Source organism: Micromonospora sp. NPDC049201, assembly GCF_055586805.1.
Window position 1 is genome coordinate 433,010 of the sequence record NZ_JBVJHM010000004.1, and the last position, 23,061, is coordinate 456,070.

The 23,061-nt window shown below is 73.2% G+C and carries 23 protein-coding genes; 14 read left to right on the forward strand and 9 right to left on the reverse strand.

Annotation, left to right across the window (positions count from 1 at the left end):
• Window positions 1–2 precede the first annotated feature (2 nt).
• The 3 genes from ACZ6O5_RS12010 to ACZ6O5_RS12020 all read left to right on the forward strand — a co-directional run bounded on the left by ACZ6O5_RS12010 (window position 3) and on the right by ACZ6O5_RS12020 (window position 3,156).
• Complete coding sequence (locus ACZ6O5_RS12010) at window positions 3–848, forward strand: hypothetical protein (protein ID WP_465976503.1); 846 nt, start codon at window positions 3–5, stop codon at window positions 846–848.
• Window positions 849–1,031: 183 nt separating this feature from the next.
• Window positions 1,032–2,165, forward strand: a complete 1,134-nt coding sequence (locus tag ACZ6O5_RS12015; protein ID WP_465976719.1) for a geranylgeranyl reductase family protein — start codon at window positions 1,032–1,034, stop codon at window positions 2,163–2,165.
• A gap of 220 nt (window positions 2,166–2,385) precedes the next feature.
• Window positions 2,386–3,156 carry an isoprenyl transferase gene (locus tag ACZ6O5_RS12020; RefSeq protein WP_281942819.1) on the forward strand — a complete coding sequence of 257 codons (771 nt, stop codon included), beginning with the start codon at window positions 2,386–2,388 and terminating at the stop codon, window positions 3,154–3,156.
• Window positions 3,157–3,327: 171 nt separating this feature from the next.
• On the opposite strand, the gene otsB is transcribed toward ACZ6O5_RS12020, so the two are convergent.
• The 3 genes from otsB to ACZ6O5_RS12035 all read right to left on the reverse strand — a co-directional run bounded on the left by otsB (window position 3,328) and on the right by ACZ6O5_RS12035 (window position 5,182).
• A complete protein-coding gene (gene otsB, locus ACZ6O5_RS12025; protein WP_465976505.1) occupies window positions 3,328–4,155 on the reverse strand; it encodes a trehalose-phosphatase in 828 nt (275 codons plus the stop codon).
• Window positions 4,156–4,225: 70 nt separating this feature from the next.
• The gene (locus tag ACZ6O5_RS12030) at window positions 4,226–4,579 is read right to left on the reverse strand and encodes a hypothetical protein (protein WP_107162326.1); all 354 of its coding nucleotides are present in this window, start codon (window positions 4,577–4,579) and stop codon (window positions 4,226–4,228) included.
• A 162-nt stretch (window positions 4,580–4,741) separates the two neighbouring features.
• Window positions 4,742–5,182, reverse strand: a complete 441-nt coding sequence (locus ACZ6O5_RS12035) for a helix-turn-helix domain-containing protein (RefSeq protein ID WP_465976507.1) — start codon at window positions 5,180–5,182, stop codon at window positions 4,742–4,744.
• A 264-nt stretch (window positions 5,183–5,446) separates the two neighbouring features.
• Here ACZ6O5_RS12035 and ACZ6O5_RS12040 point away from each other — a divergent pair, with 264 nt between their 5' ends.
• From ACZ6O5_RS12040 to ACZ6O5_RS12065, 6 genes are all read left to right on the forward strand, one after another.
• Window positions 5,447–5,788, forward strand: a complete 342-nt coding sequence (locus ACZ6O5_RS12040; RefSeq protein WP_107162328.1) for a hypothetical protein — start codon at window positions 5,447–5,449, stop codon at window positions 5,786–5,788.
• Between the two features lie 22 nt (window positions 5,789–5,810).
• On the forward strand, window positions 5,811–6,257 hold the full coding sequence (locus tag ACZ6O5_RS12045) for a hypothetical protein (protein ID WP_465976509.1): 447 nt from the start codon (window positions 5,811–5,813) through the stop codon (window positions 6,255–6,257).
• A gap of 315 nt (window positions 6,258–6,572) precedes the next feature.
• Window positions 6,573–7,988 carry a PhoH family protein gene (locus tag ACZ6O5_RS12050; protein WP_107162330.1) on the forward strand — a complete coding sequence of 472 codons (1,416 nt, stop codon included), beginning with the start codon at window positions 6,573–6,575 and terminating at the stop codon, window positions 7,986–7,988.
• A 299-nt stretch (window positions 7,989–8,287) separates the two neighbouring features.
• Window positions 8,288–8,995: an aggregation-promoting factor C-terminal-like domain-containing protein gene (locus ACZ6O5_RS12055; protein ID WP_425785774.1), complete on the forward strand. Its 708-nt coding sequence runs from the start codon at window positions 8,288–8,290 to the stop codon at window positions 8,993–8,995.
• Window positions 8,996–9,098: 103 nt separating this feature from the next.
• Complete coding sequence (locus tag ACZ6O5_RS12060) at window positions 9,099–9,758, forward strand: rhomboid family intramembrane serine protease (RefSeq protein WP_465976512.1); 660 nt, start codon at window positions 9,099–9,101, stop codon at window positions 9,756–9,758.
• Between the two features lie 101 nt (window positions 9,759–9,859).
• Window positions 9,860–10,828 carry an NAD(P)/FAD-dependent oxidoreductase gene (locus tag ACZ6O5_RS12065; protein ID WP_465976514.1) on the forward strand — a complete coding sequence of 323 codons (969 nt, stop codon included), beginning with the start codon at window positions 9,860–9,862 and terminating at the stop codon, window positions 10,826–10,828.
• 65 nt (window positions 10,829–10,893) lie between these two features.
• Here ACZ6O5_RS12065 and ACZ6O5_RS12070 read toward each other — a convergent pair whose 3' ends face one another.
• Window positions 10,894–11,580, reverse strand: a complete 687-nt coding sequence (locus ACZ6O5_RS12070; protein WP_465976516.1) for a TetR/AcrR family transcriptional regulator — start codon at window positions 11,578–11,580, stop codon at window positions 10,894–10,896.
• A 140-nt stretch (window positions 11,581–11,720) separates the two neighbouring features.
• On the opposite strand from ACZ6O5_RS12070, the gene ACZ6O5_RS12075 reads away from it, so the two are divergent.
• Window positions 11,721–12,650: an NAD-dependent epimerase/dehydratase family protein gene (locus tag ACZ6O5_RS12075; protein ID WP_465976518.1), complete on the forward strand. Its 930-nt coding sequence runs from the start codon at window positions 11,721–11,723 to the stop codon at window positions 12,648–12,650.
• A 25-nt stretch (window positions 12,651–12,675) separates the two neighbouring features.
• Here ACZ6O5_RS12075 and ACZ6O5_RS12080 read toward each other — a convergent pair whose 3' ends face one another.
• Both ACZ6O5_RS12080 and glpX read right to left on the reverse strand, forming a co-directional pair.
• A complete protein-coding gene (locus ACZ6O5_RS12080; RefSeq protein ID WP_465976520.1) occupies window positions 12,676–13,683 on the reverse strand; it encodes a DMT family transporter in 1,008 nt (335 codons plus the stop codon).
• Entirely contained in the window at window positions 13,680–14,711 is a 1,032-nt protein-coding gene (glpX, locus tag ACZ6O5_RS12085; RefSeq protein ID WP_107162337.1) for a class II fructose-bisphosphatase, read from the reverse strand. Before glpX ends, ACZ6O5_RS12080 begins: the two co-directional genes overlap by 4 nt.
• A gap of 148 nt (window positions 14,712–14,859) precedes the next feature.
• Here glpX and ACZ6O5_RS12090 point away from each other — a divergent pair, with 148 nt between their 5' ends.
• Window positions 14,860–15,567 (forward strand): DUF4245 domain-containing protein, encoded by a 708-nt coding sequence (locus ACZ6O5_RS12090; protein ID WP_465976522.1) that lies wholly within the window; start codon window positions 14,860–14,862, stop codon window positions 15,565–15,567.
• A gap of 89 nt (window positions 15,568–15,656) precedes the next feature.
• Window positions 15,657–16,499 (forward strand): hypothetical protein, encoded by an 843-nt coding sequence (locus ACZ6O5_RS12095; RefSeq protein WP_396773072.1) that lies wholly within the window; start codon window positions 15,657–15,659, stop codon window positions 16,497–16,499.
• Window positions 16,500–16,574: 75 nt separating this feature from the next.
• On the opposite strand, the gene ACZ6O5_RS12100 is transcribed toward ACZ6O5_RS12095, so the two are convergent.
• Window positions 16,575–16,787 carry an exodeoxyribonuclease VII small subunit gene (locus ACZ6O5_RS12100; protein ID WP_465976524.1) on the reverse strand — a complete coding sequence of 71 codons (213 nt, stop codon included), beginning with the start codon at window positions 16,785–16,787 and terminating at the stop codon, window positions 16,575–16,577.
• Between the two features lie 13 nt (window positions 16,788–16,800).
• Entirely contained in the window at window positions 16,801–18,057 is a 1,257-nt protein-coding gene (xseA, locus tag ACZ6O5_RS12105; protein WP_465976526.1) for an exodeoxyribonuclease VII large subunit, read from the reverse strand.
• A 69-nt stretch (window positions 18,058–18,126) separates the two neighbouring features.
• Between xseA and ACZ6O5_RS12110 the strand changes: the two genes are divergently transcribed.
• Both ACZ6O5_RS12110 and ACZ6O5_RS12115 read left to right on the forward strand, forming a co-directional pair.
• Window positions 18,127–19,113, forward strand: a complete 987-nt coding sequence (locus ACZ6O5_RS12110) for a 4-hydroxy-3-methylbut-2-enyl diphosphate reductase (protein WP_465976528.1) — start codon at window positions 18,127–18,129, stop codon at window positions 19,111–19,113.
• A gap of 37 nt (window positions 19,114–19,150) precedes the next feature.
• A complete protein-coding gene (locus tag ACZ6O5_RS12115) occupies window positions 19,151–19,561 on the forward strand; it encodes a hypothetical protein (protein WP_465976530.1) in 411 nt (136 codons plus the stop codon).
• A gap of 97 nt (window positions 19,562–19,658) precedes the next feature.
• Here ACZ6O5_RS12115 and ACZ6O5_RS12120 read toward each other — a convergent pair whose 3' ends face one another.
• A complete protein-coding gene (locus tag ACZ6O5_RS12120; protein ID WP_465976532.1) occupies window positions 19,659–22,952 on the reverse strand; it encodes a S8 family serine peptidase in 3,294 nt (1,097 codons plus the stop codon).
• Window positions 22,953–23,061: the final 109 nt, after the last annotated feature.

The following is a 23,061-nucleotide window of genomic DNA, read 5'->3' on the forward strand; positions in this document are numbered from 1 at the left end:
CCATGAGGACGGCCGCCGAACCTGTCGAGGTCCGGCGGCCGTCCGCCGTCCGGGCGCTGACCACGCTGCTCGCCGTGACCGCGGGAGCCACCGTCGTGGTCGAGCTGCTCAACTATTGGTACGCCCCGGAGCAGGAGTTCGGCCTCGCGGTGCGCACCGGTTGGGCGATGCTCCGCTCGCTGGGTTTCCTGATCCTGATCGGGCACGTCAACCGGGGACGGGTGGCGGCCCGCCCGTTCGGGTTGATCCTGGCCGTGACCACCGTCTTCGCGGTGGGCCGCCTGATCGTGCCCCGGCAGGGGGTGCCGGCGCTGCCCGGCCTGCTCGGTTTCGCGGCGCTCACCGCGCTCTGCGTCGCCGTGGTGGTGCTGCTCTACCGCTCCGACGCGGTCCGGGCGCACCTGGTCCGGCACCGCAAGGGCCTGGTCGTCGAGGGTGGGACGATCGCCTGGCGCGAGGTGACGCCGAAGCGCCCACAGGCGAACGGGTGGCTGCTGACCGCCCGGGTCGCCGCGTTCACCTACAGCCCGTTGATGCTGGTGCCGGCGTTGGTGGCGACCGGGTCACTGCTGGACGGCGGGGTCGCCGCCGTACCCGCGGTGCTGTTCTGGATCGGCGCCGGCATCGCGGCCAGCTACGCGGTGCTGTTCTGCACCGCGTTCCTGCTGCGCGGCAAGGGCTGGGCCCGGCGGGCGCTGGTGGTGGTGACGTTCGGCGTGCTCGCGCTCGACCTTCCGCTCTGCTGGTGGCTGCTCGGCACCGACGGCCTGATCCGCGACGGCGCCCCCCTTCTCACCGCCGCCGCCCTCACCCTCTACTCCCTCCACCGAGCCACCCCCACCCCCTGACCCACCCCACCCCACTCCCACCCCACTCCCGCCCCCACCCCGTTGATCAAGGAGTTTGCGTCAAATTCGAGCCGCTTTCCGACGCAAACCTCTTGATCAACGGGGTCGGGGCGGGGTGGGGCGGCGCGGTGGGGGGTTGGGGGAGGGTGGGCGGGGGAGGATCGGGGGGTGGGTGGTGACGCGGTGTGGGACGTCGTGGTGGTGGGGGCGGGTCCGGCCGGGGCGGCGGCGGCACTCGCCGCGCGGCGGGCCGGGGCGGCGCGGGTGCTGCTGCTCGACCGGCACGACTTCCCGCGGGACAAGGCATGCGGGGACGGGATCGCCGCGCACGCGCTGGACGTGCTCGCCGAGCTGGGCGTGACCGGCGCGGTGGACGGATATCCGCCGCTGCCGGCGCTGCGCCTGGTCGGCCCCGGCGGCGGCGCGGTGGCCCGCGCGCTGCCCCGGCCCGCGTACACCGTGCCCCGGCGGGTGTTCGACGCGCGACTGGTCCGGGCTGCGGTCGGGGCGGGGGCGGAGCTGCGGCGGCACACCGTACGCCGGGTGGAGGTCGGCGTCGACCGGGTGGTGCTCGACGGGGAGTTGACCGCCCGCGCGGTGGTCGGCGCGGACGGCGCCGGCTCGGTGCTGCGCCGGGCGCTCGGGCATCCGGTGAACCCGGACCGGCACCTCGCGCTCGCCATCCGCGGCTACGCGCCGGCGCCGCCCGGCCCACCCGAGCAGCTCATCGTGACCTCGGCGGCGCGCTGGCCCGCGTACGCGTGGGTGTTTCCGATCGGCGACGGGCGGGCGAACGTCGGGTACGGGGAGGTGCTGCGCGGCGAGCCGCTGACCCGCGCGCACCTGCTGGACCGGATGGCCGCGCTGCTGCCCGGCACCGACCCGGCCACGGTGACCGACCTGCGGGCGCACCACCTGCCGCTCTCCACCCACCGGCCGGCGCCGGGCCGGGGCCGGGTGGTGCTGGCCGGCGACGCGTTGTCGTTGATCAACCCGTTCACCGGCGAGGGCATCTTCTACGCGTTGCGCTCCGGCGCGCTGGCCGGGGCGGCGGCGGCCGGCGCGCCCGCCGAGGCGGCCCAGCGGTACGCGGCGGCGCTGCGCGCCCGGCTCGGCACCCATCTGCGGCACAGCTCGGCGGCGGCCTGGCTGGCCCGGCGGCAGTGGGTGGTGGACGCGGTGGTCGGCGCGGCCGGCCGGGACGAGCGGGTCTACCGGACGGTGGTGGAGCTGGGGCTCGGCGACGGCCGCCTGGACGCCCGCACGCTGGGGGCGATCGCCGCCGCCGCGCCGCGCCAACGCCGGCCCCGGGGATGACGCGCTGCGGCAATGCCGGCCCGGGGGGTGACGCGCTGCGGCAATGCCGGCCCGGGGGTGACGCGCTGCGGCAATGCCGACCCCGGGGATGACGCGCCGCGGTCGCGCCGGACCGGGGAGTGACCCGCCGGCGTCGGCGTGCCGGGCCGGAGGCGACCCGCCGTCCCGCGATGCGCCACCGCGGCACTGATCTTTCCCGGGGGTCGCTACCCTGCAAGTGATGACTCTGCGGAAACTCCTCTACTCCGTGTACGAGCGCCGGCTGACCGCGAAGCTCGCGGGCAAGCCGGTGCCCGCCCATGTCGGCGTGATGTGCGACGGCAACCGCAGATGGGCCCGGGAGATGGGCTTCGTCGATCCGAACGACGGTCATCGGATGGGCGCCGAGCGGATCAAGGAGCTGCTCCGCTGGTGCGACGCGGCCGGCGTCGGGCACGTCACGCTCTGGCTGCTCTCCACCGACAACCTCTCCCGGCCGGCCGCCGAGCTGGACCCGCTGCTCCAGATCATCGAGGATCTCACCACCGAGCTAGCCGAGCAGGGCAATCCCTGGCGGCTGCGCATGGTGGGCGCGCTCGACGTGCTGCCGGCGCAGCACGCGGCCGCGTTGAAGGCCGCCGAGGAGCGCACCCGGGATCGCGACGGCGGCGCCCAGGTCAACATCGCCGTCGGGTACGGCGGCCGGCGCGAGATCGCCGACGCGGTCCGCTCGTTGCTGCTGGAGCACGCGTCGCGCGGCGGGACGATCGAGGAGTTGGCCACCACGCTCGACGTCGACCACATCTCCGAGCACCTCTACACCAAGGGCCTGCCGGACCCGGATCTGATCATCCGGACCAGCGGCGAGCAGCGGCTCTCCGGCTTCATGCTCTGGCAGAGCGCGCACTCGGAGTTCTACTTCTGCGAGTTGAACTGGCCCGACTTCCGCAAGGTCGACTTCCTCCGCGCCCTGCGCTCCTACGCCACCCGACAACGCCGCTACGGCGCCTGACCCCGCCCCGCGTCCCGTCCCCCCGCGTCCCCCGCCTCGCCCCGCCTCGCCTCGCCGATCTTGCACATTCAGCCCCGTACCTGGGGCTTTTGCCCATCTTTGTCGGGGCGGTAAGTGCAAGATCGAGGAAGCGGACGGGGCGGGGAAAGGGAGAGGGAGAGGGAGAGAGGGTCAGGGGGCCAGGTGGGGGAGGGCGGCGGTGAGGAAGTCGCCCAGGGCGGCGGGGGAGTCGAGCGTCAGGTCGGCGGCGTCGGCGACCTCGTGACCGGTCTCCGGGTTGGCTACCGCCACGCACACGCCGAGGAAGTCGGGATCGGTGGCGGCGCGGGCGCGCAGCGCGGCGAACGCCTTGATGTCGGAGACGTCGTCGCCGAAATACCACGCCCCGCCGGCGTCGCGGACCGTCTCACCGATGACCATGCCCTTGTCCCGGTCCACGGGCGGCTTCAGCTCCAGCACCATGCGGCCGGCCTGACAACGCAGGCCCAGCCGCTCGGCCTGGGCCCGGCCCCACTCCTGCACCAGGTCACCGAGCTGCGGCGCGGTGCGCCAGTGCAGCGCGACGGAGAGCCGCTTGAACTCGACGAGCGCGCCGGGCGGCAGCTCGGCCTGGGCTTGCTCGGCCAGCTCGGCCATGGTCGGCACCCAGGGCAACGCGGCCGGCTCGGTGACCGTCTCGCCGCCCGAGTGGCTGTGCTCCAGGCCGTAGAGCCCGTACAGGTCGACGCCGGTGAGGCCGCCGAGATGGTCGCGGAGGAACTCCACCGGGCGCGCGGAGACGATCGCGATCCGGCGTACGCGCGGGGCGAGCGCCTCCAGCGCGGTGAGCACCTTCGGCGCGGGGCGGACCGCGGTGGGATCGTCGTCGACCGGCGCCAGTGTGCCGTCGAAGTCGAAGAAGAGCACCACGTCACCCGCACGCGCGGCGGTGGCCCGCCAGGCGTGCTCGGCGTCCAACGGGGTCTTCGGCTGCTGGTTGCCCAGATTCAACGGCGGCACGCGCGACAGCGTACCCCGCGCCGGGCGGCGTATTCGTGGCCGAGATGTGACGTCGGGACGACGCGGGAGTTCAGCGTTCGGCGGCTCCCCGTCCTCGGCGCCCGAACGGCACCACGGCCGCCTCCTGCCCGTGGCTGAGCAGGTACCCCTCCACGAAGCCGGTGTTCCGGTCGCCGGTGTGCGCCTCGATCTCGTTGAGTCGCGCCACCAGGAACTCGGTGAGCGCGCTGACCCGGTCGTTGAGCCGGTCGTGCAACTCGGCCACGACGGCGAGGATCACCGCCGTGCCGGTGGTGGTGAGCGCGAGGAGATTGACGACCAGGGGAAGCTGCCCGCCGTCCAGCACGCCGACCACCACGTTGCCGGTCACGCACGATGTCACCGACACCACCGCGACCACGACTGCCAACCATTTCAGGGTCATGGACAGACCCCTCCTTCTGTCCCGCAGGGCTGGGTTCGGCTGTGTCCCGTCCCCCCGCCGACGACGAGCCCTTAGCAGTACAAACGTGGACGCTAGCCGGTCCGATCCGGCCCCGAGGCGAAACGATCGGTACTGCCTTTCCGTTCTTTCACCATCTGAGAACTACCCGGCCTGTTTACCCCTATTTCGGACATTGGCTGGCAGTGTGGGGCGATATGCGAGGTAACGAATGGTTTCCCGGATGTGGAACTTCTCCGCGTCGGAGACGTTCGGGTCGACCAGTCGGCGCAGCAGCGCCTCGACGTCCGGGTCCATCGGGGGCGGCGCGGGGGCGGCGCGGGGGCCTGTCGTCCGGTCCCAGCCGAGCGCGGTGAACGCGGTGCTCGGATCGAGCCCGAGCCCCTCGCAGAACGCGACCACCCGCTCGGCCTCGGGGTCGCTCGCCCAGTCGCCGCGCACCCAGCGGTTGATGGTCTGGCGGGAGACGCCGGTGCGCCGGGAGACCTCGGTGCCACTCCACGCGCGCATGGCGCGGGCGTCGTCCAGCGCGCGGCGGACGAAGGTGGCAAAGGAGATCTTCCGTGCATTGGCCGTCTCGCTCACCCCGTGACGGTACGACCAGTCGCTCGCACCGGGGTTGCTCGGCGCGCTGGTGTCACGCTGACGTGACGCCGGGGGGCGGCTGCCGATCAACGCTCCAGAGCCGCTGTTGAGGGGTGTCACCCGGGCAGGATAGATAGACGCCAGTACGGCGGCAAGCGGACGAAAAGCTGATACTGTCACGCCCATGAGACAACTTACGTTGTGTCACGTGCTTGAGACGACAAGTGCTCACATGCGTCACTCCGCCGGTGCGGAGGGGGTGTCGTGACCGAACTCGCGACCCGCGCCCAGGCCTTCGGACTGATCGCGGACGGCGTCTCCGCCGGGCTGAGCGCGCCCTGGCGCCTCTACCTCGCCCGGGGCTGCCGCTACCTCTCGCTCAACGTCGGCGACCGGGAGGAGTGGGACGCCTGGCGGACCCACCTCGGCTGCCCCGAGTTGAGCGTGCGGGTCTACGACTCCGGCGGCGAGATCCGCCGGGCCTCGGTGGCCGAGGTGATCCTCGACGGCTGCCGGATCAGTGTGGAGCTGGTCGAGGAGGTCAGTACCGCCGATCTGGAGCGGTTACTGGTGGTCGATCCGCTGCCCGGGGCGGACGAGCGATGAGCGGGGCGGCGGAGGTGGCCCGGTGAGCCCTTTTCTCGCCGTCGTCCTCGTCCTGGTGCTCGGTTCCGCCTGCTACGCCGCCGGCCGGCTGCACGGCCAGCTCAGTTACCGGATCGGCTACCGGTTCGGCTACCGGCAGGGCTACTTCGACGGTGATCGGGGCGCCTGGAACCGTCGGCGTCGGGAGGCGCAGGCCGTCATCGCCTCGGCGCTGGCCGCGCCCGCCCCGACGGTGGTGACCTCGGTCGGGCGTACCGGCGCGCCGTTCGCCGGCACCGCCGTGCCCGCCGCGGTCACCGCCCGCCCCGACGCGCCGGGCGTACGGACCGGGTCGCCGGCCGTCCGGGTCACCGCGACCGCTCGGCCCGGCGGAGCCGTCGCCCGCGCCGGCACCACGTACACCGGGTCCTCGTTCGGCGCGACCGCCGCCGGCCCCAGAGCCGGGGCGCTGGTGCGGCGGCCGGGCTGAGGCCCGCGTCCGGTACGCGCCGTGCCCGCCCGCCGTCGTGGCGGAGCGACGCCGGCGGCTCCGGCCCCGGCCGGGATGCGCGCAGGGGGCATGCATCCCGGCCGGTTCCGGCGTGTTCACCGGTGATCCATCCAGGGCTCTAGCCGAGCGGGCCCACGGCGATTAGCGTCTAGGCATGGCACGGGGTTTTCCCGGGCCAGCCGGACAGCCCGGACCTGCGACCTCGCGCACGGGGCCCGCATCCGACCCCGTGTCCGCCGGGCACCGGATGAGGCGGAACTCGGGTGGCCGGGTGCCCATCCGCGGAGCAGGCCTGTGACCACTCGCCGTACCCCCGCCGGAGCCGAGCCGACCCCGGCCGCGACCGCCACGACCCGCCGGACCACGCGCAGCCGGCGGAGCGCCGCTGCCACCACCGCCGGCACCGAGGAGCCCCGACCATCCGGCCCGGCCTTCGTCCTGGACACCTCGGTCCTCCTCTCCGACCCCGCGGCGTTCCACCGCTTCGCCGAGCACGAGGTGGTGCTGCCGCTGGTGGTCATCTCGGAGCTGGAGGGCAAGCGGCACCACCCCGAGCTGGGCTGGTTCGCCCGCCAGTCGCTGCGCATGCTGGACGAGCTGCGGGTGCGGCACGGCCGGCTGGACCGTCCGGTGCCCGCCAACGACTCCGGCGGCACGCTGCGGGTGGAGCTGAACCACACCGACGACGGCGTGCTGCCGCCCGGCTTCCGCAACGAGTCGAACGACGCCCGGATCCTCTCGGTGGCGCTCAACCTGGCCGCCGAGGGCCGCGACGTGACCCTGGTCAGCAAGGACATGCCGCTGCGGGTGAAGGCGGCCTCGGTCGGCCTGCGCGCGGACGAGTACCGGCACGGCCAGGCCAGCGACCCGACCTGGACCGGGATGGCCGAGCTGGAGCTGCCCGACGACGAGATCGGCCGGCTGTACGCGGGCGAGGCGCTCGACGTCGACGCCGCCGCGGGCCTGCCCTGCCACACCGGCCTGGTGCTGCACTCGTCGCGGGGCTCGGCGCTGGGCCGGGTGCTGCCCGACAAGACGGTTCGGCTGGTCCGTGGTGACCGGGAGGCGTTCGGTCTGCACGGGCGCTCGGCGGAGCAGCGGATCGCGCTCGACCTGCTGCTGGACGAGTCGATCGGCATCGTGTCGATGGGCGGCCGGGCCGGCACCGGCAAGTCGGCGCTGGCGCTCTGCGCCGGCCTGGAGGCGGTGATGGAGCGCCGCCGGCACAAGAAGGTGATCGTCTTCCGTCCGTTGTACGCGGTCGGCGGCCAGGAGCTGGGCTACCTGCCCGGCTCGGAGTCGGAGAAGATGTCGCCCTGGGCGCAGGCCGTCTTCGACACGCTGGGCGCGGTGGTGCACGAGAACGTGCTGGAGGAGGTCACCTCGCGCGGCCTGCTGGAGGTGCTGCCGCTGACGCACATCCGGGGCCGCAGCCTGCACGACGCGTTCGTCATCGTCGACGAGGCGCAGTCGTTGGAGCGGGGGGTCCTGCTCACCGTGCTGTCCCGGATCGGTCAGGGTTCGCGGGTGGTGCTGACGCACGACGTGGCGCAGCGCGACAACCTGCGGGTGGGGCGGCACGACGGCGTGACCGCGGTGATCGAGGCGCTGAAGGGCCATCCCCTTTTCGCGCACGTCACCCTCAGCCGGTCGGAGCGTTCGCCGATCGCCGCGATGGTCACCGACCTGCTGGAGGACATACCGAGCTGACTGGTCGTTCTGCCCCACTTCGTCCCTATTTCAAATGTGGTGCAGATCACTTTTGGCTCCTGCGGTTTCCCACCCGTCTCACCGTGCGCGATGGTGTCCATCGAGCGTCACCGACAACTCCAGTGCCTGGAGTCCCATCCGCACCCGGCACCTCGTCGAGCATTCTCCGCCACGACGGCGGGAGCCACGGGGGCCGGTGCGCCGGCGGAGACCGGTGGGTCGGGGCGCTCGCGGCACCCGGGCGCGGCCGTGCGGCCACGCGTGGTGCCGTGTCCCTGCCTCCGACGAAGGGAAACTTCGTGAGTCGGCTCTGGAGCCGGTTCGGCGCCCGTACGGCCGCCGTCGCGCTGCTCTCCGTGGGCGTCGCCGGCGGTTTCTACCTGGGCGAAGATCGTCAGACCCAGCAGCAGGGCCTGACCGCGCAGGTCGGCCGCGAGGTCGACCGGACCGAATACATCTACCAGCGCGAACGGCAGGCCGACCATCGCCTGCAGTCGTCCAAGCAGCGCGCCGCCGAGTACCAGGCCAAGCTGCGGGCCAAGGCGGCGGCGAAGGAGGCCGCCGAGCGGGCCAAGGCCGCCGAGCGTGCCGCCGCGAACCGCAAGAAGGAGCGCGCCGAGGCGGAGGCCAAGGCTAAGGCGGAGGCGGAGTCCGAGGCGAAGGCCAAGCCGTACGACGGGCCGATTCCGGCGTCCTGCGCGGAGTACAGCGGCAACCGCAAGGTCGGCTGCGCGGTCATGCTGGACAAGGGTTTCGGCATCGACCAGTTCCCCTGTCTGGACAAGCTCTGGACGAAGGAGAGCGGCTGGAACCCGAAGGCGTCCAACAGCAGCTCCGGCGCGTACGGGATCCCGCAGGCGGTGCCCGGCAGCAAGATGGGCTCGGTCGCCGACGACTGGCGGACCAACCCGGCCACCCAGATCACCTGGGGCCTCGGCTACATCAAGGGCCGGTACGACACCCCGTGCGGCGCCTGGCAGCAGTCGCAGAGCGAGGGCTGGTACTGATCGAGTCGAACGGCGGCGGGAGGCCCGGTGATCCGGGTGTCCCGCCGCCGCCGTCTGTCCGCCCGACTGGCGGTCCGCCGCAATTGCTGATAGCTGTTGACAGGTGACCTGGCAGGACAGCCCGCGCGGCGGAGACCCCCACCGGTTCGGCACCGACGCGTTCTACGCGTCGCTCGGCCGGGCGTTCGTCGCCATGTGCGCGGTGGTGCCGGTGCTGTTCCTCATCGAGGCGCTCGACGTCGGGCTGCGGCTCAACCTCGACCTCACCGCCGGCATCATCCCGCACCGCATCCAGGGCCTGGACGGCGTCTTCTTCTCGCCGTTCCTGCACGCCGGCTGGAACCACCTCTACAGCAACAGCATCCCGCTGATCCTGCTCGGCACGTTCGTGCTGGCCGCCGGCACCCGCCGGTTCCTCTGGTCCACCGTGGTGATCATCCTGGTCAGCGGGCTGGGCGTGTGGTTCACCGGCTCGCCCAGCTCCGTGGTGGTCGGCGCGAGCGGGGTGATCTTCGGCTACCTCGGCATCCTGCTCACCCGGGGCGTGGTGGAGCGGAGCTGGTGGAACTTCGCGGTGGTGCTGCTGGTCGGCCTGCTCTACGGCTGGCAGTTGCTGGGCATCCTCCCCACCGACGAGCGGATCTCCTGGCAGGGGCACCTCTTCGGGCTGCTCGGCGGCGTGGTCGCCGCGATCCTGTTCCGCCGTCGCGCGGACACCGGCACGCCGGACCCGCTCGGGTCGCCGCCGCTCCGGCTGCCCTGACGACGCGATCGATCGACCGGCGGGACGTCCTTGCCCCAGGTCACCGGCCCGCCTACCGTCGGCAGCACGGGTTGATCCCTGGCCGAAAGTGACGGTACGCCATGCGCGAAGTCGATCTCGCCGTGATCGGGGCCGGTCCGACCGGGCTCTTCGCCGCCTACTACGCCGGGTTCCGGGGGCTCTCCGTCGCCGTGATCGACGCGCTGCCCGAGCCGGGTGGTCAGGTCACCGCGATGTACCCGGAGAAGTTGATCCTCGACGTCGCCGGCTTCCCCGCCGTCAAGGGCCGGGAGCTGATCGTGAACCTGCTCGCCCAGGCCGCGCCGTACCACCCCGACTACCTGCTCGGCGTACGCGCGGAGAAGCTGTCCTACCTCGACGGCCGGCCGGTGCTCGGGCTGGCCGGCGGTGAGCAGCTCCGCTGCGGCGCGGTGGTGGTGACCGGCGGGCTGGGCAGCTTCACGCCCCGGCCGCTGCCGGTCGCGGAGAGCTTCACCGGCGCCGGGATCGTCTACTTCGTGCCGCAGCCGGTCGAGCTGACCGACCGGCACGTGCTCATCGTGGGCGGCGGCGACTCGGCGTTCGACTGGGCGGTCACGCTCGCGCCGCTGGCCCGGTCGGTGACGCTGGCGCACCGGCGGGACCGCTTCCGTGCGCACGCCGCCACCGTCGAGCGGGTCCGCGCGCTGCCGGTGCGGGTGGTGGTCAACGCCGAGGTGAGCCGGCTGTACGGCGAGGAGCACGTCACCGGCGCCGAGCTGACCGTACGTGGCGGCGCGGTGGAGACGCTCCCGGTGGACACCGTGGTCGCCGCGCTCGGCTTCACCGCCGACCTGGGACCGCTGACCGAGTGGGGGCTGGCCCTGGACCGGCGGCACATCGTGGTCGACAGCGCCATGGCCACCAACCTGCCCCGGGTGTTCGCGGCCGGGGACATCACCGAGTACCCGGGCAAGGTCCGGCTCATCGCCACCGGCTTCGGCGAGGCGGCGACCGCGGTCAACAACGCGGCGGTCGCCATCGACCCGACGGCGCACCTATTCCCCGGCCACTCCTCCGACGGCACGTGAGGAGGGGCCCCCTCCTAACGCCTGCGGTAGAGATGGGGCCCCTTCTCAACCCCTGCGGGTGGCCGTCAGGGCAGGCCGACCAGGTCGGCCGTCAGGGCGATCTGGTGGTCGAAGTACTCGTCCCGGTGCGGCAGCGCCCGGTTGATCCGGCCGAACAGCTCGAAGCTGATCAGCCCGAAGAGCTGGGTCCAGCCGGCCATGGCCCGGACCATCAGCGCGGGTGGCAACGGCACCCCGGTCAGCGCGGTCAGTTCGGCCAGGTCGCCGCGCAGCGGCTCGGGCGGCTCCTCGTCCGGCGGCGTGAGCCGGCCGGCGGCCATCCCGTCGCGCAGGATGCCGAGCAGCGTCATCGGGGGCCGTTGGGCGGGCGCGACCGTGTCGTCGGGGGCCGCGTAGCCGGGCACCGGGCTGCCGTAGAGCAGCGCGTACTCGGCGGGGTGGGTGAGCGCCCAGGCGCGCGCCGCGCGGCTGGCGGCGAGCCAGCGACCGCGCAGGTCGTCGTGGTCGGCGGCGGCGTCGGCCGCCTCCACCGCGTCGCCGAGCGCGTCGTACGCCTCCAGGATCAGCGCGGTGAGCAGGTCGTCACGGCTGGGGAAGTAGCGGTAGATCGCGGAGGAGGCCATGCCGAGGTCCCGGGCGACGGCGCGCAGCGAGAGGTCCGCGCCGTCGGTGGCCAGGTGACGGCGGGCGACCGCCTTGATCTCTTCGATCATCCCAGCGCGGACCCGGGCGCGGAGCGAGGGAGCGACCATGCGCCCACTGTGCCATGAGCGAGAGCGGCAATCAAAACAGAGAGCACTGCTCTTGACTGAGGCCGCTCCGTGAGTCATGCTCTTTTTCGAGAGCAGTGCTCTCGATTCGGACTACTGCTTCAGAATAGGTGGACCCTGTCATGGCCCTGCACGTGATCGTCGGCGCCGGACCCGTCGGCACCGCCACCGCCCGACTGCTCGCCGAGCGCGGCGAGCGGGTGCGCGTGGTGACCCGGCGCGGCACCGGCCCGGAACACCCGGCGGTCGAGCGGATCGCCGCGGACGCCGGTGACGCCGACCGGCTCACCGCGCTGACCGAGGGCGCGGTCGCGCTGTACAACTGTGCCAACCCGGCGTACCACAGGTGGGCCACGGACTGGCCGCCGCTGGCCGCCGCGCTGCTCACCGCCGCCGGGCGCAGCGGCGCCGTGCTCGCCACGGTCGGCAACCTCTACGGGTACGGCCCGGTCGACGCGCCGATGACCGAGGCGACCCCGCTCGCCGCCACCGGCACCAAGGGCCGGGTCCGCAACCGGATGTGGGCCGACGCCCTGGCCGCGCACCGCGCCGGTCACGCCCGGGTCACCGAGGTACGCGGCTCCGACTACATCGGCCTCGGCGGCACCTCCCTGGCCATGATGGTGCTGCCCCGGGTGCTCGCCGGGCAGCGGGTGTTCCTGCCGGTCGACTGGGACGCGCCGCACACCTGGACGTACGTCCCGGACGTCGCCTCCACCCTGGTCGCCGCCGCGACCGACGCGCGGGCCTGGGGCCGGGCTTGGCACGTGCCCAGCCCGCCGGCGGCCACCATGCGGGAGTTGGCCCGGCGGACCGCGGCCCGGGCCGGGGCGCCCGCGCCGCGGCTGACCCGGATGCCGTACCCGGTGCTCTGGGCGGCCGGTGTGGTCAACCCGTTCGCCCGGGAACTGCGCGAGACGGCACACCAGTTCGCCGGCCCGTTCGTGCTGGACTCGTCCGCGGCCACCGCCACGCTCGGCGTCGAGTCGACCCCGCTGGACCGGATCGTCGACGAGATGGTCGCCGGCCTGCGTGTCCCGGCTCCACGTTAGGCCGGGCCCCCTGTTAACGCGTTGGTTAAGCGGGGGCCCCGCCTCTACCGGAGGCGTTAACGGGGGGCCCCGCCTTACCCCCGGCGGCGATGAGGACGGCGGCGAGGGTCAGGGCGGCGCCCAGGAAGGTGTTCAGGGCGGGGTGTGAGGCGGCGGTCGGCAGCGCCACGTCCAGCAGCACCGCGCCGACGATCTGCCCGGCGATGGTGGCCAGGCCGAGCAGCAGCACCCCGGTGAACCGGACCAGCGCGGCGGCCAGCGCGATGAACACGATGCCGACGGGACCGCCGGCATAGAGCCACGGCTCGCTCGGGAAGCCGCCGGTCGGCCGACCCCGCACCGCCACCTCCACCGCGAACGTGGCGAGCAGCGTCACCGTGCCGACCGCGAAGTTGACGAGCGTCGCGGTCAGCGCGCTGTCCGCCGCCGCACGGACCCGGCCGTTCACCGCCTGCTGCCAGGCCATGCCCACGCCGGCGGCCAGCGGCAGCAGCGCCAGCGCCAGCGCGCCCGGATCGCCCAGCCGGTCGCCCACCGCCAGCAGCACGGCCAGCACGGTGAGCACCGCGCCGATGAGCCGGTTCGGGGTGACCGCCTGCCGGCCGGTCGGGCCGATGCCGGCACGGTCCACCAGCAGGCTGCTGCCGGACTGCCCGGCCACCACCGCGACGGTGAAGACGGCCACGCCGAGCGCGCCGATGGTCAGCCCCTGCGTCGCCACCAGGAACGCGCCGCACACGCCGCCCAGGCACTGCCACGGCCGCAGCGTGCCGCCGCGCAGCGCGCCGCGCAGCGCGGCCAGCCCTCGCCGGCCCCCTCCGGTGGCGGGGACCAGCACCAGCAGGATCAGCAGGCCGAGGCCGAACGAGACCAGCGCGGCGGCGATCCCGTCGGCCAGCCGTACGCCCAACTCGCCGTTGATCCGGGACTGGATCGCCACCAGGACGCCGGAGCCGGTGGCCAGCCCCACCCCGGCGATCCGCCGGCTGGTCGACAGCGTCGGCGCTGGCGTCGGCGTCCCGGTCGTGGTCACTCCTGCTCGGCCAACGGGCGCCCGTCGAAGTCGACAGCCGAGTAGAGAGCCAGCTTCTCCAGCCGGTGGTACGAGTCGATGACCCGGATCGTGCCGCTCTTGGAGCGCATCACGATCGACTGGGTGTACGCCCCACCGGCCCGGTAGCGCACGCCGCGCAGCAGGTCGCCGGAGGTGACACCGGTGGCCACGAAGAAGCAGTTGTCGCCGGTGACCAGATCGTCGGTGAACAGCACCCGGTCCAGGTCGTGCCCGGCGGCCAGCGCCTTCTCCCGCTCCTGGTCGTCCTTCGGCCAGAGCTTGGCCTGCATCATGCCGCCCATGCACTTCAGCGCGCAGGCCGCGGTGATGCCCTCGGGAGTGCCGCCGATGCCCATCAGCACGTCGACGTCCGACTCGCCGCGTGCCGCCGCGATGGCGCCGGCGATGTCGCCGTCGGAGATGAGCCGGATGCCGGCGCCGGAGCGCCGGATCTGCTTCACCAGGTCGTCGTGGCGCGACCGGTCCAGCACACAGACCGTCACCTCACTGGTGTCGGTGCCCTTGACCTTCGCGATCCGGCGGATGTTCTCGGCGACCCCGGCGTTGATGTCGACCACGTCGGCGTACATCGGGCCGACCGCCAGCTTCTCCATGTAGAAGACCGCGCTCGGGTCGAACATCGCGCCGCGCTCGGCCACCGCCAGCACGGCGAGCGCGTTCGGCATGCCCTTGCTCATCAGTGTGGTGCCGTCGATCGGGTCGACCGCCACGTCCACCTCGGGACCGGTGCCGTCGCCGACCTCCTCGCCGTTGAAGAGCATCGGGGCGTTGTCCTTCTCGCCCTCGCCGATCACCACGACGCCCCGCATCGGGATCGAGTTGATCAGCTTGCGCATGGCGTCGACGGCGGCGCCGTCACCGCCCTCCTTGTCGCCCCGGCCGACCCAACGGCCGGCGGCCATGGCCGCGGCCTCGGTGACCCGGACCAGATCGAGGGCGAGATTGCGGTCGAGATCCTGGGGCGTCCGCGTACCGGTGGTTGTCATGGCGGCCTCCTCCTCGCGACGTTGCGGGGTGGACCGGCGGGGGTGCCGCCGGTTTTGTCGCTGATCCTCACACGATCCCAGGTTCGCCGCCCCGGCGGGGCGGAGGAGGCCAGGATCACCTTCCCCGTCGGGCTGCGACAATGGCCGGGTGGAACCCGCACAGCCTGCCGACCGCGTACCGTCCGACGCCACGCCGCCCGACGGCCAGCCGCCGGTGCGGCCCGGTGCCACCCCGCCGGACGGGCCGCCCGCGCTCGTCGAGCCGTCGGCGTCCGCGCCGCTCGCCGACGCCGACGCCGACGCCGACGCCGGTGAGCGTCCCGCCCCGCCCCCGGGGAAGGAGAAGGCCCGCTCCGAGCGGTCCCCGAAGGACATGGTGCTGTCGCTGCTGATCCTGCTGGTGCCGATCGCGCTGCTGATCGCGTTCTACCGGGGCTTTCTCGGCGGAGACTCGCCGGTCACCGTCGACCCGGCGCCCGCGCTGGAGCAGGCCCGCGCGGCAGGCGCCTTCCCGGTCGCCGCGCCGACCGGGCTGGGCGACGACTGGCGTACGGTCAACGCCCGCTTCCGGACCGAGACGGACGGCGCGACGCTGCGCATCGGGTACCTGACCCCGGAGGGCCGGGGCGCGCAGCTCGTGGAGAGCAACATCCCGGCGGAGAAGCTGCTGCCGGCCGAGCTGAGCGACGGCCGGCCGCAGGGCCCGGCCGACCTGCCGGACGGGCTGAGCTGGCAGCGGTACACCGCCCGCGGCAACGAGCAGGCGCTCGTCCTGCTGGAACCGAACCGCACGGTGATCGTGGTCGGTGACGCGGGGGAGGCGGAGCTGCGCCGGCTCGCCACCTCGCTGCGCTGACGTCCCCGGTCGGATGACCGGGATTGCCGAACGCCGCTTCAGGGAACAGAAGGGACACGATCCCGGACGACCCACCTGGAGAGGTTGACGTGAAGATACGACGCTTCAGCGCCACCGCGTTCGCCGCGGCGCTGCTCATTCCCGGCCTGGCGGCCTGCAACGGCAACGGCACGTCCGACGCCTCCGCGACCCCGAGCGCCGGCGCCTCCGGCAGCGTCGCCCCCAGCGCCACGGCGTCCGGCAGCGCGGCCAAGCAGGCGCTGCTCGACTCCACCAACGCGATCCGGGAGGGCAACTTCCGGTTCGCCATGACCGGTGCCGGCTCCACCGCCGAGGGGCAGGTGCACCAGCCCAGCCAGAGCGCCGAGATGCGGATGACGATCGGTGACCCGTCGTCGGACCTGATGATGAAGCTGGACCTCATCCACGCCAAGCCGGACAGCTGGGTCAAGCTGGAGCTGGGCGGCACCGCCGCCACCCAGATCCCCGGCGTGAAGAACCTCAACACCGGCAAGTACCACCACCTCGACCAGAACCGGATCAAGGGCAACCGGGCGCTGGGCTTCGACTTCGAGAAGGTCGACCCGGCCGGCAGCGCGGTGCTCACCCAGGGCATCACCGACGTACGGCAGAGCGGCGACGGCGCGTACGAGGGCACCGTCGACGTGTCGAAGGCCGCCGAGGCGGGCTCGCTCGACCCGGCCGTGATCACCGCGCTCGGGGCGCAGGCCCAGTCGGTGCCGTTCACCGCCAAGGTCGACCCGCAGGGCCGGCTCAGCGAGCTGGTGCTCAAGATCCCGGCCGCCGGCCAGAGCGCCGCGCAGGACGTCAAGATCACCTACAGCGACTACGGCGCCGCCGCCGCGGCCCAGAAGCCCCCGGCCGACCAGGTCGTCGAGGCGCCGCCGGAGCTGTACAACCTGTTCAACTGACCGGAGGTCGTCCGGCTCGTCGCCGGTACGCCGCAGTGGCATCCCGACGCCGCTGCGGCGTACCGCTTCCGAGGCTCACTCCCCGGCGCGCTGCCGGGCGGCGTCGATGCGGGCCCGCGCGCCGTCCAGCCAGTGCTGGCAGACCCCGGCGAGCTGCTCGCCGCGCTCCCACAGGGCCAGCGACTCCGCCAGCGAGGTGCCGCCCGCCTCCAGCCGTTCCACCACCGAGGCCAGCTCGGCGCGCGCCTGCTCGTAGCTGAGCTGCTCGTCCTTGGTCTTCTCAGTCATCGGTCCCATCTCATCAGCCGTCGACGGTGGCGGTCAGCTCGCCCTCGGCGAGGCGTACCCGCAGTGGATCGCCCTTGGCGACCTCGGACGCCGCGCGGACCACGTGGCCGTCGGCGCGCTGGACGATGGCGTAGCCGCGGTCGAGCGTCGCCGCCGGGGAGAGCGCACGCAGCCGGGCCAGCGTGTGCCGCAGGTCGTCGTCGGCGGCGCCCAGCCGGTGTGTCAGGCACCGGCCGGCGCGGTCCCGCAGCGCGGTGACCTCGACGGCGCGCTGGTCGACCATCACCTGCGGCCGGGCCAGCACCGGGCGGGAGCGGAGCAGGTCGACCCGGTGCTGCTCACGGTCGACGAGATGGCGGACGGCGCGCTCCAGCCGGGACCGGGCCTGCCCGATGAGGCGGACCTCCTCGGTCAGGTCGGGCACGATCCGTTTCGCGGCGTCGGTGGGCGTGGAGGCCCGGACGTCGGCGACGTAGTCGAGCAGCGGCGTGTCGGTCTCGTGGCCGATCGCGCTGACCACCGGCGTGCGGCAGGCGAAGACCGCCCGGCACAGCGCCTCGTCGGAGAAGGGCAGCAGGTCCTCGATGCCGCCGCCGCCCCGGGCGATGACGATCACGTCGACCGTCGGGTCGGCGTCGAGGACCTTGAGCGCGCCGACGATGTCGGGCACCGCGGCGGACCCCTGCACCGCCACGTTGACGGTGCGGAAGTCGACCGCCGGCCAGCGACGGCGGGCGTTGGTCAACACGTCGCGCTCGGCCGCCGAGGCCCGCCCGGTGATCAGGCCGACCCGGCCGGGCAGGAACGGGAGCCGCCGCTTGCGGGACCTGTCGAACAGCCCCTCGGCCGCCAGCAGCTTCTTGAGCTTCTCCAGCCGGGCCAGCAGCTCGCCGAGGCCGACCTGGCGGATCTCGTCGGCGCGCAGGCTCAGCGTGCCCCGCGCGGCATAGAACTCGGGCTTGGCGTGCAGCACCACCCGGGCGCCCTCGCGCAGCTCCGGCGCGCCCGCGTCGAGCACGTCGCGGTTGGTGGTGACGGTCAGGCTGAGATCGGCCGACGGGTCACGCAGGGTGAGGAACACGGTGGCGGCGCCGGGCCGGCGGCTGATCTGCGCCACCTGGCCGTCGACCCAGACCCAGCCGAGCCGGGCGATCCAGGCGCCGACCTTCTGGCTGACCACCCGGACCGGCCACGGCTCCTCGGACGTGCTCCGCTCCGGGGGCGTGCTCCCCTCCGGGGGTGTGCCCCGACCCACCTCACCCGCGCTCACCCCGCCCACCCTACGGCCCGGGGCCGACAGGCCGGGCGAGGGCGCGGCGGGCGCACGTACCATGGTCGGGTGACTGACGCTGAGACGACTCCCCGGACCGGCAAGCGCGTGCTCCTGGCCAAGCCCCGCGGCTACTGCGCGGGCGTGGACCGGGCGGTGCAGACCGTCGAGGAGGCGTTGAAGCTCTACGGCGCGCCGATCTACGTCCGCAAGCAGATCGTGCACAACAAGCACGTGGTGCGCACGCTGGAGGCCCAGGGCGCGATCTTCGTGGAGGAGAACGAGGAGGTGCCGGAGGGCGCCACCGTCATCTTCTCCGCCCACGGTGTCGCCCCCGAGGTCTACGAGCAGGCCAAGGAGCGCTCGCTGAAGGCGATCGACGCCACCTGCCCGCTGGTCACCAAGGTGCACCACGAGGCCCGGCGGTTCGCCCAGCAGGACTACGACATTCTGCTCATCGGTCACGAGGGGCACGAGGAGGTCATCGGCACCGCCGGTGAGGCCCCCGCCCACATCCAGCTCGTCGACGGGCCGGACAGCGTCGACCAGGTCACCGTGCGTGACCCGGAGAAGGTGGTCTGGCTCTCCCAGACCACGCTCTCGGTCGACGAGACGCTGGAGACCGTGGCCCGTCTCAAGCAGCGTCTACCGCTGCTCCAGTCGCCGCCCAGCGACGACATCTGCTACGCCACCTCCAACCGCCAGCACGTGGTCAAGGAGATCGCCCCCGAGTGCGACGTGGTGATCGTGGTCGGCTCGCGTAACTCCTCGAACTCGGTCCGCCTGGTCGAGGTCGCGCTGGACGCCGGCGCCCGCGCCGGGCACCTGGTCGACTTCGCCCACGAGATCGACGACGCCTGGCTCGCCGGGGCCCGCACCGTGGGGCTGACCTCCGGCGCGAGCGTGCCGGACGACCTGGTCCAGGACGTGCTCGTGCACCTGGCCGAGCGCGGCTTCGCCGACGTCGAGGAGATCACCACCGCCGACGAGCGGCTGACCTTCTCGCTGCCGCAGGAGCTCAAGCGCGACATGAAGGCCGCCGCGGCGCGCGGCTGACCGGGAACGGATCCGGCACCCCGTGCGTCCAATCGACATGAATACTCCTCGGACGGTGCTCGTCGCCCTCCTCGCCGGTGTCGCGCTGACCGCCTGCGCCGGCCCGGGCGACGAGCCCGCCAGCCCCAGCCCGAGTCCGACGGGAGCCGCCCCGGTGACCAGCCAGCCCGACCCCGCCCCCAGCGCGAGCCCCAGCCGCCCGAACCCGACCTGGAAGGGCGGCCCGTCGACGCCGCCCGGCGTGGGCGGCACCACGCTCAGCGGCACCATCCGCGCCGGCGTCGAACCGAACTGCCTGCTGCTCGACGACCACCTGCTGGTCGGCGGCCCGCGCGACCTGCTCAAGGCCGGCGCCAAGGTGGAGGTCACCGGCCGTCCCGAGCCGGGCATGATGACCACCTGCCAGCAGGGCACCCCGTTCGTCGTCGAGTCGGCCCGCCCCGCCTGACGCACCCCGGGCCCACGGCGACCCGTTCGGGGCCACCGGACGCACGCGGGAGCCCCGCCCCCCGGACCGGGGGACGGGGCTCCCGTCGTACCAGCGGCTAGTTGACCGCGTGGATCTGCACCGAACCGCGGCCGACGACCGCGCCCTCGGTGGTGGTGACGGCCATGTCACCGAACAGCTCCCGGCCGGCGGCCGGGGTGGCGAGCGCGGTCACCGCACCGGTGAGGGTGGCGGTGGCGCCGTTGGCCAGGGACAGCGGCGTGGCCGGCGCGGAGAGCGAGCCCAGCGCCGGGGACGCGAACGAGTCACGGTAGTCGTACGCCGTGCCGCCCGCGGCGACCGCGTAGCCCTCGATGACCACCCGGTAGGTGGCGGCCACCGGGTTGGTCAGCGTGACGGCCTCCTCCGAGTCGCCGTCGGCCGACCGGCCCACCTCGGTGGTGCCCCGGAAGATGTACAGGTCCAGGTCGGCGCCGAGGTCGGCGGTGTTGCCGATCCGGGCGGAGAACGAGGTGGTCCCGGCCGGGATGTCCACCGTGTACTCCTGGGTCGCGCCCTCGGTGATGGTCGGCCGCTCGGCGCGCACGCTGGACAGCGGGCCGCCGACGCCGGTCACCTGGACCGGGCCGAACGTGTTGGTCAGGTTCCAGCTCACCGGGGCCGGCGTGCCGGCGGTCACCGACGGCAGTTCGACGACGGCGGGCTCCACCTGCACGCCCTGCACACGCGCCTGGAGCGTGAACGGGTTGTCCAGCGCCGGCGACGTACGCCGCGACTCCACCTCGATCTCCCAGACACCCGGGATCGGGTTCTGGTAGTCGCGCTCCTGCGGCTTGCAGGCGGCGGCGTCGGAGAAGTTGGTGTAGCAGGCGGTGCTCGCGGTGCTCTCGACCGGCACGCCGTACGGGTTGATGGCGATGAACCGGGTCTGCGAGCCGGTCGCGATGCCGGACAGGTTGACCTGGAGCGCGCCCGCGCCCTGCGGAACCGTCACGAAGTACGACGTGAAGCTGTTCCGCTCGACCGAGCCGTTGGCCGAGAACGAGTACGCCGGGCCGGTCACCGCGTGCGAGGCGACCACGACGGTGGCGACCTCGAAGTCGACGACCGAGGTGGCCGGGTCGTCGACGGTCATGATCGCCCCGTGCGCGCCGACGGTCATCGGCTTGGCCTTCACCTTGACCGTGACGGTCGAGTTCAGCGGCAGCCAGACCTCCTTGGGGGCGGTCCACGTGCCGTCGTTGCCGCGGAAGTCGACCAGGTGCTTGACGCCCCGGTTCGGGCCGCTGGTGCGGGTCAGCTTGACCTCGTAGTAGCGGCTCTCCTTGGCCTTCTGCCCGCCCCGGTCGGCGGCGCAGCGGTTGTAGACGCCGGTGCCCACGTTCGGGCTCGGCACGAACGTGCCGGAGGCCCGGTCGTAGCGGGTCAGGTTCGGCGACAGCTCGGTGCAGACCGCGGCCTCGGAGGTGTAGGTGCGGGTCGGCACGCCCTGGGCGAGCAGGTTCCACGCGCCCGGCACGTCGACCATGCCGTAGCCCTGCGCGTACGTCGGGACGCCCGCGATCGGCTTGGCCGAGGTGTAGACGGCCCGGCGCAGCGCGGCCGGGGTGACGCCGGTGCCGGTCGCCTTCGCGGCCGACAGCAGCAGCGCGGCGGCGCCGGCGGTCTGCGGAGCGGCCATCGAGGTGCCGTTCAGCATCTGGTAGCCCGGGGGCAGCGGGTAGCCCGCCTCCGGCACCGGGTTGCCGGCCTGCCAGGTCGGCGCGGTGGAGATGGCCGAACCGGGAGCGGTGATGTTCGGCTTGAAGCCGCCGTCCTCACGCGGGCCGCGGGAGGAGAAGTTGAACAGCCAGTTGTCCTTGCGGACCACCGAGCCGTAGTTCGCCAGCCAGGTGTCCTTGCTGACGTTCGCCGCGACGCTGACCACGTCGGTGGCGACCGACGGGTCGCCGACCGTGTTCAGGCCCGGCCCGGAGTTGCCGGCCGAGATGAACAGCTGCACACCGTAGGTGTTGATCAGGTCGTTGTAGAGCACGGCGCGCGCGTTCGAGCCGTCGTTCAGCGCCGGCAGGCCGCCGATCGACATGTTCACCACGTCGACCCTGCGGTTGACCACCAGGTCGACCATGCCGGTGGTGAGCGCCGCTGCGGTGCAGCCGCCGCCCCACGAGCAGGCCCGGGCGGAGACCAGCTTGGCGCCCGGGGCGGCGCCGTCGAAGGCGCTGTTGCCCAGCATGTCGTTGGCGGCGGTGATGCCGGCGACGTGCGTGCCGTGGGTGCTCTCGACGATGCCGATGTTGACGTAGTCGACCAGGCCGGGTCCCCCGACCGGGGTGGTGTCGACGTTGCGCCGGTACTCGACCACGAACGGGATCTGCTCCCGCACGTCGGTGGCCGGGTTGTCGGTGCCGAACTGCCCGACCTGGAACTTCTCCTTGTACGGCCGCATCACCGTGTCGTCGGTGAAGTCGTTGTTCTGGTTCACGTCGACGCGGATGTCACCGTTGGCCGGGTTGTAGAGGATGCCCCAGGCGTCGGTGGTGTCCCCGTCCCGGTTGACGTCGCCCCGCGCGTCGCTGCCGGCGGTGATGTTCTCGCGGAACACGTTGAACTTGTAGGTGCCGGCCGGTGCCGTCCAGGTGCCCAGCGAGTTGCTGAACGTCGGGCCGGCGACCTCGGTGGTCATCGGACGCCAGGACGCGTCCTCGAGCGGGTCGGTCGCGGTGACCCAGTCGACGATCTTGCGCTCGCCGGTGGTGGTCTGCTGGAGGGCCGGCTGGTTCAGGTCGACGCCCGAGTCCATGATGCCGATGGTGACGCCGCGGCCGTCCCACTCCGGGTGGGCGGCCTTGAACGCCTCCGCGCCGGTCTCGTTGGTCGGCATGTACGGGTTGACCGCGCCGGTGTCCCCGCCGGGACCGGCCAGCGTCTCACCCTGCTCGGCGGCCTTGGCGCCCTTCGGCGCGGCCTCCGGCGTCGGGTCGGGGAGCGTGATGGTCTCGTCGAGGTCGGCGGCGGCGACGCCGGGCAGTGTGGCGGCCTTGAGCGCCTTGGCGGTGGGGACCTTGGCCAGCACGTAGCCGACCTGGTCGTACCGCTGGCTCACGGTCGCGCCGAGGCCGGTCAGCCCGTCGACGACCTTCTTGGCCGAGCCCTTCTTCGCCGCGATGATCATCGTGACGGTCGGCGCGTGCTTCGCCTCGGCCGCGTCGAGCAGCTTGGCATCGTGGGCGCCCAGGGCCTTCGCGGCGGTCGGCTGCGACGGTCGGGGGGCGGCGGGGGCCGCGCTCGCGGTCGCGGCGCCACCCCCGACGGTCATGGCCCCGGCCGCGAGGACCGAGGCGAAGAGCGCGGCGGAGGGGCGCCGGCTCCGATTGCGGGGTTGACTCACGTTCTCTTCCTCCAGAGAACAGGGCCCTTCAGGGGACAGGGCGCGTGTGACGCAGATCCTTCGTGGCGTGTCGAGTCGTGTCACTACCGGGGTTTGCTTTGTGACCACT